Source organism: Streptomyces sp. NPDC059454 (assembly GCF_042749965.1).
In the GTDB taxonomy this organism is placed as follows: domain Bacteria; phylum Actinomycetota; class Actinomycetes; order Streptomycetales; family Streptomycetaceae; genus Streptomyces.
The window spans coordinates 37398-50735 of the sequence record NZ_JBHYVC010000026.1 but is presented as its reverse complement, the minus strand read 5'-3'; the positions used below and the strand labels follow the sequence as shown (position 1 = coordinate 50735).

10 protein-coding genes and 1 pseudogene are annotated in these 13338 nt (G+C 70.2%); 6 read left to right on the top strand and 5 right to left on the bottom strand.

All coding sequences use genetic code 11. The features are described from left to right. Positions 1 to 107 precede the first annotated feature (107 nt). Positions 108 to 482: a hypothetical protein gene (locus tag ACFXAE_RS19515; protein ID WP_384716040.1), complete on the bottom strand. Its 375-nt coding sequence runs from the start codon at positions 480 to 482 to the stop codon at positions 108 to 110. 270 nt (positions 483 to 752) lie between these two features. Here ACFXAE_RS19515 and ACFXAE_RS19510 point away from each other — a divergent pair, with 270 nt between their 5' ends. From ACFXAE_RS19510 to ACFXAE_RS19500, 3 genes are all read left to right on the top strand, one after another. Next, positions 753 to 1217 carry a hypothetical protein gene (locus ACFXAE_RS19510; RefSeq protein ID WP_384716037.1) on the top strand — a complete coding sequence of 155 codons (465 nt, stop codon included), beginning with the start codon at positions 753 to 755 and terminating at the stop codon, positions 1215 to 1217. Positions 1218 to 1447: 230 nt separating this feature from the next. Further along, positions 1448 to 2320 (top strand): helix-turn-helix domain-containing protein, encoded by an 873-nt coding sequence (locus ACFXAE_RS19505; protein WP_384716034.1) that lies wholly within the window; start codon positions 1448 to 1450, stop codon positions 2318 to 2320. Next, the gene (locus ACFXAE_RS19500) at positions 2317 to 2517 is read left to right on the top strand and encodes a DUF397 domain-containing protein (RefSeq protein WP_384716032.1); all 201 of its coding nucleotides are present in this window, start codon (positions 2317 to 2319) and stop codon (positions 2515 to 2517) included. Before ACFXAE_RS19505 ends, ACFXAE_RS19500 begins: the two co-directional genes overlap by 4 nt. 76 nt (positions 2518 to 2593) lie before the next feature. Here the strand turns inward: ACFXAE_RS19500 and ACFXAE_RS19495 are convergent, their stop codons facing one another. Then, positions 2594 to 7774, bottom strand: coding sequence for a class I SAM-dependent DNA methyltransferase (locus ACFXAE_RS19495; RefSeq protein WP_384716144.1), 5181 nt, complete (start codon positions 7772 to 7774; stop codon positions 2594 to 2596). A gap of 255 nt (positions 7775 to 8029) precedes the next feature. Here ACFXAE_RS19495 and ACFXAE_RS19490 point away from each other — a divergent pair, with 255 nt between their 5' ends. Together ACFXAE_RS19490 and ACFXAE_RS19485 are read left to right on the top strand one after the other, a co-directional pair. Then, a complete protein-coding gene (locus ACFXAE_RS19490) occupies positions 8030 to 8761 on the top strand; it encodes a hypothetical protein (protein ID WP_384716029.1) in 732 nt (243 codons plus the stop codon). A 647-nt stretch (positions 8762 to 9408) separates the two neighbouring features. Further along, entirely contained in the window at positions 9409 to 10473 is a 1065-nt protein-coding gene (locus ACFXAE_RS19485; protein WP_384716026.1) for an alpha/beta hydrolase, read from the top strand. A gap of 238 nt (positions 10474 to 10711) precedes the next feature. Here the strand turns inward: ACFXAE_RS19485 and ACFXAE_RS19480 are convergent, their stop codons facing one another. The 3 genes and pseudogenes from ACFXAE_RS19480 to ACFXAE_RS19470 all read right to left on the bottom strand — a co-directional run bounded on the left by ACFXAE_RS19480 (position 10712) and on the right by ACFXAE_RS19470 (position 12041). Continuing rightward, positions 10712 to 11290, bottom strand: a complete 579-nt coding sequence (locus tag ACFXAE_RS19480) for a LysM peptidoglycan-binding domain-containing protein (protein ID WP_384716023.1) — start codon at positions 11288 to 11290, stop codon at positions 10712 to 10714. 185 nt (positions 11291 to 11475) lie between these two features. Next, positions 11476 to 11634: pseudogene (locus ACFXAE_RS19475) on the bottom strand (thioesterase family protein); the annotation flags it as partial. Between the two features lie 59 nt (positions 11635 to 11693). Then, positions 11694 to 12041, bottom strand: coding sequence for a MazG-like family protein (locus ACFXAE_RS19470; protein ID WP_384716020.1), 348 nt, complete (start codon positions 12039 to 12041; stop codon positions 11694 to 11696). Positions 12042 to 12133: 92 nt separating this feature from the next. On the opposite strand from ACFXAE_RS19470, the gene ACFXAE_RS19465 reads away from it, so the two are divergent. Continuing rightward, positions 12134 to 13123 (top strand): aldo/keto reductase, encoded by a 990-nt coding sequence (locus tag ACFXAE_RS19465; RefSeq protein ID WP_384716017.1) that lies wholly within the window; start codon positions 12134 to 12136, stop codon positions 13121 to 13123. The last annotated feature ends 215 nt before the right edge of the window (positions 13124 to 13338 follow it).

Here is a 13338-nt window from a genome sequence, read left to right as displayed (position 1 = left end):
ACGACGAGCGGCGGCCTTGAGGGGCGCCGTCCACCGACGGTCACTTCCCGATCTTCGGCCCGATGTAGGCGACGCGTAACGCCTTGAAGTTGGTGAGGGTCAGTAGGTCAAGCACTCAGTACCTCGCGGAACAGGTCCTTCATGGACTGGAAGCGGTAGTTGACCTTGTGGGCGCTGCCGGTGCCGGAGGAGATCGCGTCGTGGAAGGCCAGGTCGTCCATCAGCTTCTTGAACTTCCTCTCCAGGATCCGCGCCCGGCGGTGCAGCGTCTCGAGTTCGCCGGCGTCGCACCCGGTCACGGTCACGGCCTGGACCTCGAAGAGCGCCTTGTCGATGGGGTAGCGGCGGCCGACCCCGTGGAACTGTTCGGGATCGAAGGGCATCCGGCCGGCCTCGCCGATGTCCTCGGCCTCGATGCCGGTGCTGACGCCGGTGTCGGTGAACTCGACGGCGGGCTCGGCGGGTTCGGCGGACGGGGGCACCGGGTCCTCGGCGGATTCCGGCGGTTCTGGGGGCTCCTGCGGACCCGGTGGTGGCGCGGACGCGCTGCCGACCGTGACGTGTCCCCTCCACGATGCCGATTACGGGCCGAACGCCCTCGTACAGTAGTCGATGCGTGACGGATCGCACGTGCGCCGGTGCGCCCGCCGTGTGCGCCGCGAACGCCTGGGGCAGGTCAGGTGTCGCGCCGTACGCTGCCTGCGGGGGACGGTACGTCGTCAGTGCCGGTGCGAGCCGTACGGGGGTGCGCTGTGCAGTGGACGGACGCGACGGAGGCGCTCGCCGCGGTGGTCGCGAGTACGGCCGCGGTCGTGGGCCTCGCCGCGGTGATCGTGCAACTGCGGCACCTCGCGGAGGGGATCAGGTCCTCGGCCCGTCGCGCGACCTACGACATCGGGGTCCAGATCAAACTGGTCCTCATCGAGCACCCGCACCTGCGGCCCTTCTTCTTCGACGACGTCCCGGTTCCACCCGACCACCCGGACGCCGGCAGGATCGCCTCACTCGCCGAGCTCTACTGCATCTACTTCCAGGAGTTCGTGGAGCAGTCCCACAACCTGAGCCCGGGCAACCAGGCCGCGTGGGCGTCGCTGGTGCGGTCCATGTACCGGTCGAGCCCTCCCATCCGCAGACAGTTGGACCTCCACTTGTCCTGGTATTCGGAGGAGGTCCAGGACATCGTCCGGGCCCTCCGGAGCGAGCCGGGTCCGGGGTGAACCGCCGGCGGCCACCAGGGAGCGTGCGCGTATGCGCGTACTCGATCTGGTGAACCGTGGTCGTTCACCGGTTCCTCCGGGTGGTGAGTCCTAGCGTTGACGCCGGGTGACGTGTCGACCGGGGGCGTTGTACGCGTTCCGGCGGTGTGTGTACGCGGGGCGGGCCGTGTCCTCCGGTGAGGCGGGGGAGTTGGGCGGACCGGTCGGTAGGTGGCGGAGGTGTGTGGGCGATGAGCGAGACGGTGCGGGAGCCGGGGGAGACGGCGGCGGCTGGGGAGGAGGAGCCGGGGGCGGCTTCTCCGGAGCCGGGGATGGGGATCCTGCGGGTGTTCGGGCGGCAGATGAAGCGGTTCCGGTTGCGGGCGGGGCTGGAGCGGTCGGAGGTCGGTGCGCGGACGGGGTATTCGGCGTCCACCATCGCGTCCTACGAGTTGGGGAGGCGGATTCCTCCGCCGAGGTTCATCGACGTGGCGGACGAACTGCTGGACGCGGGCGGGGTTCTCCAGGAGATGAAGGAGGAGGTCGCGCGGGCGCAGTATCCGGTGTTCTTCCGGGACGCTGCCCGGTTGGAGGCGGAGGCCGTTGAGCTGTGGGTCTACGGAACCCACGCGGTGCCTGGACTGCTGCAGACCGAGGAATACATGCGGGCTGTGTTCGAGATGTGGCGCCCGTTGCTGGACGAGGAGGCCGTCCAGCAACGCATCGCTGCGCGGCTGGCTCGGCAGGAAGTCTTCGCTCGGAGGCCTGCTCCGCTGGTGAGCTTCGTCATCGACGAGGCGGTTCTGCGGCGACCGTTGGGAGGGCGCTCCGTCATGCGTGGGCAGTTGGAGCAACTGCTGCTCGTCGGCGCGTACCGCAACGTAGAAATCCAGGTCATGCCGCTGGACGGAGAGGACAACGCCGGCGTGGATGGACCGTTCACCGTGTTGCACAGAGACGGTGATGATCAAGTGGCCTATCTGGAGGCGCAGGGACGGAGCACAATCGTGTCGGAGCGAGCAGAGGTCCGCGGCATCGTGTTGCGTTATGGGATCATCCGAGCGCAAGCCCTCACTCCGCGTGAGTCCTTGGCCTTCATCGAGAAGTCGCTGGGAGAACTATGAGCGTCGAAGAGACCGTCCAGCTCGACTGGTTCAAGAGCAGTTACAGCGGCGGAGCCGGTGGTGAGTGCGTGGAGGTGGCCACCTGCCCGCACACCGTGCACGTGCGGGACTCGAAGGACACGAACCGTCCGGGGCTGGCGGTCGGTTCGGAGGCGTGGGCCGTGTTCGTTGGGTTCACCGCCGACCGGATCGGCTGAGTCGCCGCCTTACTTGCTGTGCCCTGTGACTCCGAGGGAGTCACAGGGCACAGGCGTGTCCGGGGTGGTGTGGCGGTCAGGCGGCCACGGTCACCGGCTGGGGCGGCGTCCAGCGGCCTGCGGCGATCTCGGCGTCCAGCCGCGCCTGGAAGTGCGCGTGCGCGGCGCGCATCTCGGCCTCCCGGTCCGCCTTGTAGAAGGGGGCCTGGTAGCCGGCCGGGGGCGGGGTGCGCTCCGGGTCCTCCAGGTGGGCGAGGAGGTCGAGGTAGTCCTGCTTGGTCTGGCCGTGGCCGTATGTGTTGAAGTCCGCCGCGATCTTGCGACCGTTGACGTCGAAGTACGTCTCCGACTCGTAGGCGTAGAGCTGCGGGTAGCGGGACTTGAAGATTGCGGCGAGCTGGTCTGCGGTGATGCCCAGCCAAACGGCAACGAGGGCGTCGAGTTCGACCTGGGCGGCTCGACGTTCGTGCTCCGTTCGGAGGGGAGTGGCGTACTCCCACGTCGACTTGAGTCCCGCTGCGAGGGGCTTGAGATACGGCCAGTCGGGGTTCGCCCAGTCCTCGTAGCCCGCCCACTGGGGGCTGAACAGTTCCTCCCAGAGGGGGGCGTAGTGGGAGGTGAGGGCGTTCAGGCGGAGGGTGCGCAGGAGGAGAGGCGCGGCAAGGGGATGCTTCGGATCAGGAGCGGGCATCTTGCGTGCTTCGACAACTTGGAGATCGGAGCGGCCGGTGATGCGAAGTAGATAGTCCAGAGGGAGGGCTGCCCAGAAGCCGCCGTTGAGTGCGGTGAGCCGATTGTCCGGCAAGGCCATGGACTGCACGGCATGGACATGTGCCGGGCCAGGTGGGATGAGAGCAGCGTGCAGGCTGCGGCTGGTGTTGAAAGCGATCATTCTTCGCCAGGCCAACCGGAAGTGCGCGGTGTACGGTTTTCCGCTCCAGGAGTCTTGCGCTGCGAAGTACGCACCTTCATCAGTTGCACGCACGTAGTTGGTCACTGGAGTGAACGCTTCAGGCAACTGAGCTGGATCGAGCAGGTCCCAGTCGCGATTGCTCTTGCAGGGAATCCTCGGCTCCTTCGAAAAGGGAAGCGCCGATGCGAAGTGAGGTCCTTGAAGGATGAGATCCGCAATATCAGGAACCGTCTGATTGCCCCAGCGGATCAGCCCATCCCTTCTGGCACCTGCTTCGTCGTACCCTCTCGTGAGCGTCGGACGATAGTCAGCAAGGCTGTGGGAGTAAGTGGCCAACGCTTCGATCGCTCCCTGCTCACGGACGAGAACCGGGTACAGCAGGGGGGCCTGGGCGGCTCCACCTGCTGAGTCCGTCAGGGAATGCCAACTGGCCAGCAGGGCTTCGTCCACGTGCACCACACGCTCACTGTGCGGACGTACGTCCCAGAAGCCGTTGTGCTTGATGCCAGGTGTTTCTCCCCGACCGTCATGGGTCAGTGAATCGCGCAGCACCTCAACACCACGTAGCTCACTGAGGTGCAGGAAGTTCGGTTCCTGCGACGTGCCGTAGACGTGCACCCCGAATTCCCAACCGCGGTCCAGGTCGTCGAATGCCCAGTTCGCCGAGTTCACGAAGTGTGCGTGCACCCGCAGATGCCGATACGCGGCCGCACGAATCGCACCCTCGCGCACACCCCCGAAGTGTGTGTCCGGATGAAGCAGCCCCGCGCTGCCTCGAGGTCCCGTGTGCTCCCATACCCGGGACATGAAGCCCCGGTACAGGTCCCCCTGCGTGCCGACCAGCAGCGGGTACGTCACCGGGCTGCCCAGCGTCGCGACGGCCCCCGCGTGGTTGGCCAGCTCGCCGAGAAGGAAACCCTCGCCGTCCGCACGCGCGGCCAGCACCTCTTCCCTACGGAGACGCCACTCCTCCGCACTCGGCTTCTCCGCCAGCATGAACCACGGCTCCAGCTCCGCCAGAAGCGGGCCCTCCTGCCACCGTGGCCGCACCCAGGGCGGATTCCCCACCTGCAGATCGAACCCGCCCCGCGAAAACACCTGCGCGAAGTCCAGCTCCCAGTGGAAGAACCCCTGCGCCTTCGCCACGTCCCTCGTGACCGACGTCCAGGGGAACCGTGACTCCAGCTCGTAGAAGTGCTCCATGCCCATCAGTCCGGGCAGCGCGTCCTCGTACGGCTCCAGTTCCGCGAGGGAGTCGAACTCCGCCACGAGCGAGTCCGCCGGCACGTCCGCCATGCCGATCAGCGCCTCCGCGAACTCCAGCCAGTCGTCCAGCCCCGCCAGCGGCACCATCGGCCGCTTGCGCCTGTCGCCGACGGCCTCCTTGCGGCGGCCGGTCCGCCGCCGCTCGACCGAGCCCGCCGTCAGTTCGCCGCCGCCCGTGACCTCGCCGAACAGGTCCTCCGTCTCCCAGGACAGCAGCACCTGGGACGCCTCGGTGCCGAGGCCCTCGACGCCTGCCCCCGCCCGTCCGTACACCTCGTGCGTGCCGTCCAACAGCGCGGCTTCCTGCACGGGCCAGAACCACAGCGCGCACCACGCGTCCATCAGCGTCTTCAGCCGCCAGTACGGGGTGTCCGGCGCCGTCAGGTCCGCGACGACCTTCTCCCGCCGCACCGCCTCCTCCGGCGACCGCAGCCAGCCGTCCTCCGCGCCCCACACCGGGATCCGCCGCGAGACGTCCCGCTCGGAGATCTCCAGGCGGCGCACGACCAGGTCCCACAGGAACTCCACCCGCCGCGCCAGCGCCTGGAGCCGTTCCGCCTGCTTGGCGGTGGGCGTCCGGGTGATCATCTTGCGCCAGGCGGCCAGCGTCCGGGCCGCCTCCGGGGCGAGGGCCCTCGCCTCCTTCTCGGCGGCGACCGCGCCCCACTCCTTCGCGGGCAGCAGGAAGTGGTGCACGGCGTTCTCCGTGACCCGCTGCACCGCACCGCTGCGCGTCGTGCGCTCGGTCACCGTGACCGGGAGGCCGCCGCCGGCCTCCGTCAGCGGGAAGCGCTCCGGGGTGGTGCCCAGCCAGGCCGCCTTCCTCAGCTTCTCCGGCGGGTACACCTCACGCCGGCCGCCGATCAGCGAGTTGCCGCGCCGCAGGTGCAGGCCGAACCAGGGGGCCTCCATGCCGGGGTGCATGGTGTTCAGCCACAGGGAGACCTCCGCCAGCTCCACCGCCGTCTCGTTGAGGTCGACGCCGTAGGAGTTGTGCAGGGCGACGTACGCCTTCACCTTCTGGAGCTCGACCGCGTACTTCTCGGTGTCGACGGCGACGCCCAACTCGTCCTGCCGCCGCCGCAGGTACTCCGCCGCGACCTGGTTGATCGCCTCGTTGAGGAACGCGCCCGAGCCGAGCGCCGGCTCGCAGATCTTCCAGTCGAGGAGTTCGCGCGCCTCGGTGACCGTGTCGTCCTGGTCCAGCCGGTGCTGCAACGCGAGCTGGACCGTCACCCGGGTCAGTGACTCCGGCGTGTAGTACGAGGCGGACGTCTGGCGGTCGCGGCCCGACAGGCGGTACACGAACGCGCCCGGCGCGTACCGCACGCGCCGCTCCTCGCCGGTGTCCGCATCCGTGTGCCGGACGAACACGCCGTCGGGGTACTCGTCGGCCTTGGCCGCCGGGACCAGCCAGGAGCCGTCCTTCGGGTCGCCGTTCTTCGCGACCTCGTACAGCTCCTCGCCCGCGACGAAGCCCGAGTACGACATCAGGCCCTCGTACACGGCCCCGAGCTGGTTGATGCCGAGCTGGGCGTAGGAGATGAAGCCGCCGCGCTCGCCCTTCTTCCCCCGGGTGATCATCAGCCGGCGCAGCACCCGGTACAGCGTCTCGTTGCGCAGCCGGGTGTCCAGGTACCGAGGGCTCTCCTGGTCGGGGTCGGCCCGGGGGTCCGGCACCGCGTCCTTCCCGATCAGCTCGATCGACTCCGGCTCGAACAGCTTGGAGTGCAGCGGCTCGAACCGCAGTCCCATGTCCTCCGACGTCTTCGCGGTCACGGCCTCCGACGGCGTCTCCGCGTCCGCCCCGTGGGTCCGACGCGGCCGGTAGCCCTCCTGCACCTTGCCGAACAGCAGGTCCAGCGACTCGTACAGGTAGAACCCCTTGCGGGACTTCTCGTCGACCAGATCCCGTTCGGCGATCAACTCGCCCAGCCGGCCAAGCCCGTACCCCAGCTGGTACTCGGGGTAGTCCGACGGCAGGATGCCCAGCTCCGGGCGGGCCTCCGCGTACAACAGGAACAGGATCCGGTACAGGTACCGCAGCGACTCACGGGTCAACTGATTTCCCAGGTCCGGCAGTTCGCTGATGTCCTCAGGGCGCACGCCCTGTTCGCGCAGACGCGCCAGGACCTCGTTGGCGATGAGCTCCACGCTCACCCGCAGGCCGTCACGCAGTTCGCCGGAGACGCCCACCGCGTGCCGGGCGGACTTGTCGACCAGCTCGGCCAGGGGGTTCTCGCCGCCCTCCTCCGGCGTGCGCAGCGAGTCGGCGCCGAACAGGGCGGCCACCGTGTCGAGTTCGCCGCCCGCCTTGGTGTCGTTGCGCTCCAGCACCCGGTCCAGCGACACCGCCAGGTAGCGGCCCTCGCCCCAGGCCGCCCGGTCGGCGAGGACGACGACGCCGCCGACCAGCAGCAGGACGTAGCGCGGGGCGTCCTCGCAGGCGAACAGGAAGGAGGCCAGCTTGGAGCCGGTCGGGACCGTGTCGCGGCCGTCGAGCGGTACGGGGTCGAGGAGACGGCCGGGGCCTTCGGGATCGAGGGCGGCGTCGGGTTCGGCGGCCCAGCCGCAGTCCACCGCGACCAGCCCCTTCTCGGCGTGCGCCACCCGCACCTCGTACGGCCGGTCGGCGCGCGTCACCGTCAGCGTGCGCGGTTCGGCGTCGTAACCGAGGGCGTGCAGCACCGCGGCGTTGAGGGCGCGGACCCGCTCCCGCCAGGCGGGGGAGTCGTAGGTCGCGGCGTCGTCCTCGGTGTCCGGGGCGGCGGCGGTGCCGTCCTCGTCCTCGGGGAGGGCGAAGGAGGAGCGGGCGCGGAAGTAGCGGCGGCGCAGGTCCCGCAGGCCGGTGCGGGGAGTGACGGGCAGCGGCTCCGGACCGGCACCGCCCTCCCCGGCGGCGTCCGCCCCGCCCCGCTCGGCGGCGTGCCGGGCCTCGGCCTCCGCCCGGGTCCTCGCCTCGTCCTCGCGCTGCTTCCAGGTGTTCAGCAGCCCCGCCTTGAGATCCTTGGGCAGCACCTCGGCGAGGTAGTGCGCCGAGAAGTAGTCTCCGCGGTTGACCAGGGAGTCGTACGTCATGTCCGTCCCGTCGTGCGTGCTGTTGCCGCCGTTTTTGTACCGCTCCACTGTGCCCTACGCGCGGCACACCGGGTGAACCACCCTCACGGGGGCAGATGTGCAGGTCAAGGGTCTCAAGAGGGGCGGCGACGGCCTGCCGGGCCGTGCGGTGCCCGGGGCGTGGTGCGCGACGGCCCGCGGGGCGCGGCGATAAAAGGGAGTGCGGGCGTTCGAGCAGGTGGGATACGTTCCTGCCTGTTCGAAGGGGGGCCCGACGTGGCGAAGCTGAACCAGATCATCGCGGTCGAGAAGGGTGTCAAGAGCAAGTCGCTCCAGGACATCACCGCGGCGCACCACAAGGTGCAGAAGCCGGCGCTGCTGGCCGGTATCTCGCGTACGTACCAGCCGAAGGACGAGGAGGGCGAGCAGCTGCCGCCCGAGTCGACGCGGGTGCAGGTGCAGGGCGAGGACGTGCTGCGGGAGATGTCCGCGTCGCTGACGCGGCTGTTCGACGTGACCGCGACGAAGGACTGGGCGAACTGCGCGGCCCGCGCGGACGTCACCGTCGACGGACGGACGATCGTGGCCGACGTGCCGGTCAGTTACCTGCTCTTCCTGGAGAAGCAGCTCGCCGACCTGCACACCTTCGTCAAGAAGCTGCCCACCCTCGACGCCGCCGAGTCCTGGTCCCACGACCCGTCCACGGACTGGTGGAAGACGGACCCGGTCCGCACGATCCGTACGAAGAAGGTCCCGCGCAACCACGTCAAGGCGGAGGCCACCGAGAAGCACCCGGCGCAGGTCGAGGTGTACTACGAGGACGTGCCCATCGGGTACTGGACGACCGTGAAGTTCTCCGGGGCGCTTCCGGCGCGGCGGGTGAACGAGCTGGTGGAGCGGGTGGAGAAGCTCCAGCAGGCCGTGAAGTTCGCCCGTGAGGAGGCCAACGGCGCCGAGGTCACCGACCGGCGGGTCGGCGACGCGGTGTTCGGCTACCTGTTCGGCTGACGCGGCCGGACAGGCGGCATCCCATGATCGCCCCCGCGTGCGAGCGCGGGGGTGCGCGATGAGCGCGGGCCGGAAATGAGGACCGGTCCGCGTGACGAGCGCAAGCTGACACTGAAGTTCAGCCTGAAGAAGCGGTGACAGTGAAGGTTCGAGTCCTTCCCCCGGCACAACAGCCCGACACGGGCCGGGGTGGCCCAACATGGCAGAGGCAGCCGCGGTCAATCTCAGACTCTCGCTCCAGTCTCAGCATCGCCGCCGATCGCCGGATCGACCGGGGACGGACGAACGCCGTCGGATGCGAGTTCGACTCTCGCCTGCGCCTCTTGCCTGGCGCGGTAGTTCAAAGGAAGAACACGACGGCATGATGACTGATCCGTCCTCTTAAACGCCGCCGGCGTGCGCAATTGGGTGGCATCCCCAGGGGCCCGGGAGCTGGATACGACTCCCGGGCTCCGCCACGTCCGGTGCCCCGCGGCGGGCCCACGTTCTGAAGGGGGCCCGTGACTGTCCACCCACCCGGAGTCCTGCTCCTTGGAGGGCACAGCCGACGGCGGGTACGCCACAGCATCACTGCACGTGATCACTGTGCGTGCGCATAAGGTTCGAATGGGTGAAAATACCGATGTCCCCTACGTGACGGAGGTCGGATGTCCTGGCGCTCTGCGCGGCTGCGGCTGCGGCTGCTGCTTCCCCTGGTGATCACGGGTTTCCTGCTGCCTGCGGAAGGCTCCGAGGCGTACGCCGGCGGGGGTGCCCCGGCACCGCACCACGGTGCCCGGGTCGTCGCCGAGGAGGACGTCGGTGAGCGCCTGGTCGACCTCACGGTCGACTCGCCCGCCCTGGGGCGCACCGCGAAGGTCCGGCTGCTGACCCCGGACGGCTGGGAGGACCGGCGGCCGGGCCGGAGCTGGCCGGTGCTCTACCTCCTGGTCGGCGGTGACGGCAACTACAAGGCGTGGACGGAGGACTACGACGCCCGCCTCCAGGAGCTGCCCGAACTTCGGGACGTGCTCGTGGTGATGCCCGAGATGCCGCTGTTCGGCTTCTACAGCGACTGGTACAACGACGGCCGGGGCGGCCCGCCCGCCGTGGAGACCTTCCACCTCCGGGAGGTGCGCCCCCTCCTGGAACGCCACTACGGCGCCGGCACCCACCGCGTGGCCGCGGGTGAGTCACAGGGCGGATTCGGCGGACTCTCCTACGCCGGCCGCCACCCCGGGCTGTTCCGGGCGGTGGCGAGCTACAGCGGTTACGTGCACCCCTTGCAGCATCCGCACGCGGTCCGGGCCGGGATGACCGCCCTGGGCCTGGACTGGAAGGCGGTGTGGGGAGACCCGGTCGCCCAGCGCGTGAACTGGGAGGCCCACGACCCGTACTACCTGGCCGACCGGTTGCGCGACACCCCCGTTCACCTCTCCAGCGGCGACGGCAGGGCGGGCGTGCTCGATCCGCCGGGCACGCAGCCCGACCCGGAGGTTCCCGGCCTTGAGGACCCGTCCGACCCGTTCCCCGACGACGTCATCTCACCCACCGAGACGATCATGGAGCGCGAGTCCCGTGCCCTGGCCGCCCGCCTGGAGTCCGTCGGGACTCCGGTGACGACGCACTTCTACTCCGGCACGCACGATCCGCCCTACTGGGTACGGGAGTTCCGCAGGTCCCTGCCCATGCTCCTGCACGCCCTGCGCGACGCCACCGGTCACGACGGCTGAACGGCTGAACGGCCACGGTGCCCGCCCGGGCGCGGTGTCCGGTCGTGGGGGGGCCCGCCCCGGGCGGGCCACCCCAACCCCAGGCACCCCCGCCGCGGGCCGCGCCCGCCCCCCCCCCCACACCACGGCCACCCCCCCGAGGTTCCGTCGGTTTGTCGGTCTTCCGGCCCTGGGGCCCGCGGGGGGGGGGGTGCCGGGGGTGGGTTCCCCCGCGCGGTTGGGCCCCCCACGAAGCCCGTCACCCCTGGGCGGGCGGATCCGCGAGCGCCTCCGTCAGGCAGGCGACCGGGTCCTCCTCCTCCATGACGCAGGTGACGAGCGGCTCGAGAAGTTCGAGGAGCGCACCGCTGGAGACCTCCTCCGGGAAGCCGAGGTGTTCCAGCAACAGGGGGACTTGGTCGAGCAGCATGGGTACTTGGTCGAGCATCCCGAGGAAGCAGTCGCCGATGTCCTCGGGTGCCTCCGCTTCGGGGCAGAGCGAACCGCCGATCAGCTGTGGATGCCGGTCCAGAACGCGTTCCAGGGCCGCACGGACGGCCTTCTCGCCGGCCTTCATCACGGCGGGGTCCGGGACGGCCAGCTCGGTCTCGGGGAAGATCCAGTGGCCGATGCCGCTGCCGTCGCGCCCGTGGTCCCGGGCGGTCTTCTCGATCGTCCTGGCGTTGGCCCCGAAGAGGACCCACCATTTCATCCCGTCGCCGTAATGCTCGTCGGCGATCTCCCACAGGGTGTTTCCGTCGGCCACGGTGTGGGTCTCGTGACGCGTCTGCTCCTTCGCGTGCCCGGCCGGCCGGTGCGGCCGGGTCCGGTCTTCCATGGCCGCTGCCTGACTCGTGACCAACAGCATCGAGCCGGCCGCCAAGCCGCTGATGAGGGTCAGAGCCGGGCCGCGGCGGCGTATGTGCCGCATATCTCGCCTCCCGAGGTGAGCGCATACTGTGACAAATTCTCACGCTAGGTCACAGCGGGTGGCGTGGCGCGACCACTGGGCTGATCGGCCGATCAGCCGATGGGCCGCACCGTCAGGATCTGCTGCGCCTGGCCCGCCGCGCCGTCCACGTCGTGGAGCACCGTGCTGGTGAGGCCCCGGCCGGAGGGGCCGAAGGCGACCGTGGTGTCCAGGCCGGTCCAGGCGCCCCGTGGCCGGCGGTGGAGGTGGGCGAGGGGCGTCTCCTTCGGGTGCGGGAAAGTGCGCATTGCACGCGACGGTGCCGCCCGCCTCAGTCGCCGAGCGAGCGCCGCGTGACCCGGGCCAGGTGGCCGGTGAAGACCTCGCGGGCGTCGGGGGTGAGGGTGCGCAGGACCATCAGCGCCGTGATGGCGACGTCGCACAGTTCCGACCGGACGTCGTCCCAGGTGTGCGTGGTGCCCTTGCGCGGGTTCTGGCCGGTCGCGCCGATCACCGCCTCGGCGACCTCACCCACCTCCTCGGACAGTTTGATGATCCGCAGCAGCAGGCCCTCCCGGCCGTCGGCCGGACGGCTGGCGTCCAGCCAGTCGTACAGGTCGTCGATGGAGTCCCAGAGGTCGGCGGCCGGGGGAGGGGGCGGGGGCAGGTGGTCGCTCATGGGCGCCGAGCCTGGCACACGGCACTGACAGACCCCGGCTTCGAGTCGGCGGCTTGCCTTCGCGCGCGCTCCAACTCCTAGCGTTCCCCGGCATGGAGACCACACGGACACTGGGACGCAGCGGTATCGAGGTCAGCGCCGTCGGGTTCGGCTGCTGGGCGATCGGCGGGGAGTGGCAGGACCCGGGCGGGCAGCCCCTGGGGTGGGGCAAGGTCGACGACGAGGAGTCGACGCGGGCGATCCGGCGCGCCCTCGACCTCGGCGTCACCTTCTTCGACACGGCCGACGTCTACGGGACGGGACACAGCGAGCACGTCCTGGGGCGGGCCCTCGGACGGCGCCGGGACGAGGTCGTCGTCGCCACCAAGTGGGGCAACGTCTTCGACCCGGACTCCCGCACCCTCACCGGCGGCGACGACTCCCCGGAGCACCTCCGCCGCGCCCTGACCGCCTCGCTGCGCCGTCTCGGCACCGACCGCATCGACCTGTACCAGCTCCATCTCGCCGACGCCGACCCCGACCGGGCCGCCCGACTGCGGGACGCCTGCGAGGAACTGGTGGCGCAGGGGCTGATCCGGGCCTACGCCTGGAGCACCGACGACCCGGCCCGCGCCGCCGTGTTCGCGAAGGGGCCGCACTGCACCGCCGTGCAGCACGCGCTCAACGTGCTCACGGACGCGCCCGAGATGCTCCGGCTGTGCGAGGAGGCGGACCTCGCCTCCGTCAACCGCAGTCCACTCGCCATGGGCCTGCTCACCGGAAAGCACGCCGCCGGCCGGCAACCGCTGCGGGAGGGGGACATCCGCAGCCGGCCGCCCGCCTGGCTGCGGGGTTTCGGTGCCGGGACCGGCGCCGACCCCGAGTGGCTCGCGCGCGTCGACGCGCTGCGGGACGTGCTCACCAGTGACGGCCGCACCCTCGCCCAGGGCGCCCTCGCCTGGCTGTGGGCCCGCAGCCCGCGCACCGTGCCGATCCCCGGCTTCCGGTCGGTCGCCCAGGCGGAGGAGAACGCGGGGGCGCTGGAGAAGGGGGCGCTGAACGGCGAGCAGATGGCCGAGGTCGAGCGCGTCCTGGGCCGGTAGCGGGCCGTTGCCGGCCGCTTCCACGCGGCAGCCGTTCCACCCACCGGTGCGCACCCGCGGTCCCGCGCGGGTCCACCCCCACCCGGTGGTGTGGAACGGCTGCCGCCTCCCCCTGGACACATGGACTGCGGAAGCCGACTGCCCCACATGTGAAGCTTTGGTGCGGAAGAGTTGAGCATAAGTCGGCAACTGGCCGCAGTGGTGCGGACTTTCAC

Bases quoted from the DNA above. Each gene is read 5' to 3' on its own strand.
- ACFXAE_RS19505 (WP_384716034.1), top strand. From the start codon at position 1,448: ATGAGCGAGACGGTGCGGGAGCCGGGGGAGACGGCGGCGGCTGGGGAG.
- ACFXAE_RS19500 (WP_384716032.1), top strand. From the start codon at position 2,317: ATGAGCGTCGAAGAGACCGTCCAGCTCGACTGGTTCAAGAGCAGTTAC.
- ACFXAE_RS19495 (WP_384716144.1), bottom strand. From the start codon at position 7,774: ATGACGTACGACTCCCTGGTCAACCGCGGAGACTACTTCTCGGCGCAC.
- ACFXAE_RS19485 (WP_384716026.1), top strand. From the start codon at position 9,409: ATGTCCTGGCGCTCTGCGCGGCTGCGGCTGCGGCTGCTGCTTCCCCTG.
- ACFXAE_RS19480 (WP_384716023.1), bottom strand. From the start codon at position 11,290: ATGGAAGACCGGACCCGGCCGCACCGGCCGGCCGGGCACGCGAAGGAG.
- ACFXAE_RS19470 (WP_384716020.1), bottom strand. From the start codon at position 12,041: ATGAGCGACCACCTGCCCCCGCCCCCTCCCCCGGCCGCCGACCTCTGG.
- ACFXAE_RS19465 (WP_384716017.1), top strand. From the start codon at position 12,134: ATGGAGACCACACGGACACTGGGACGCAGCGGTATCGAGGTCAGCGCC.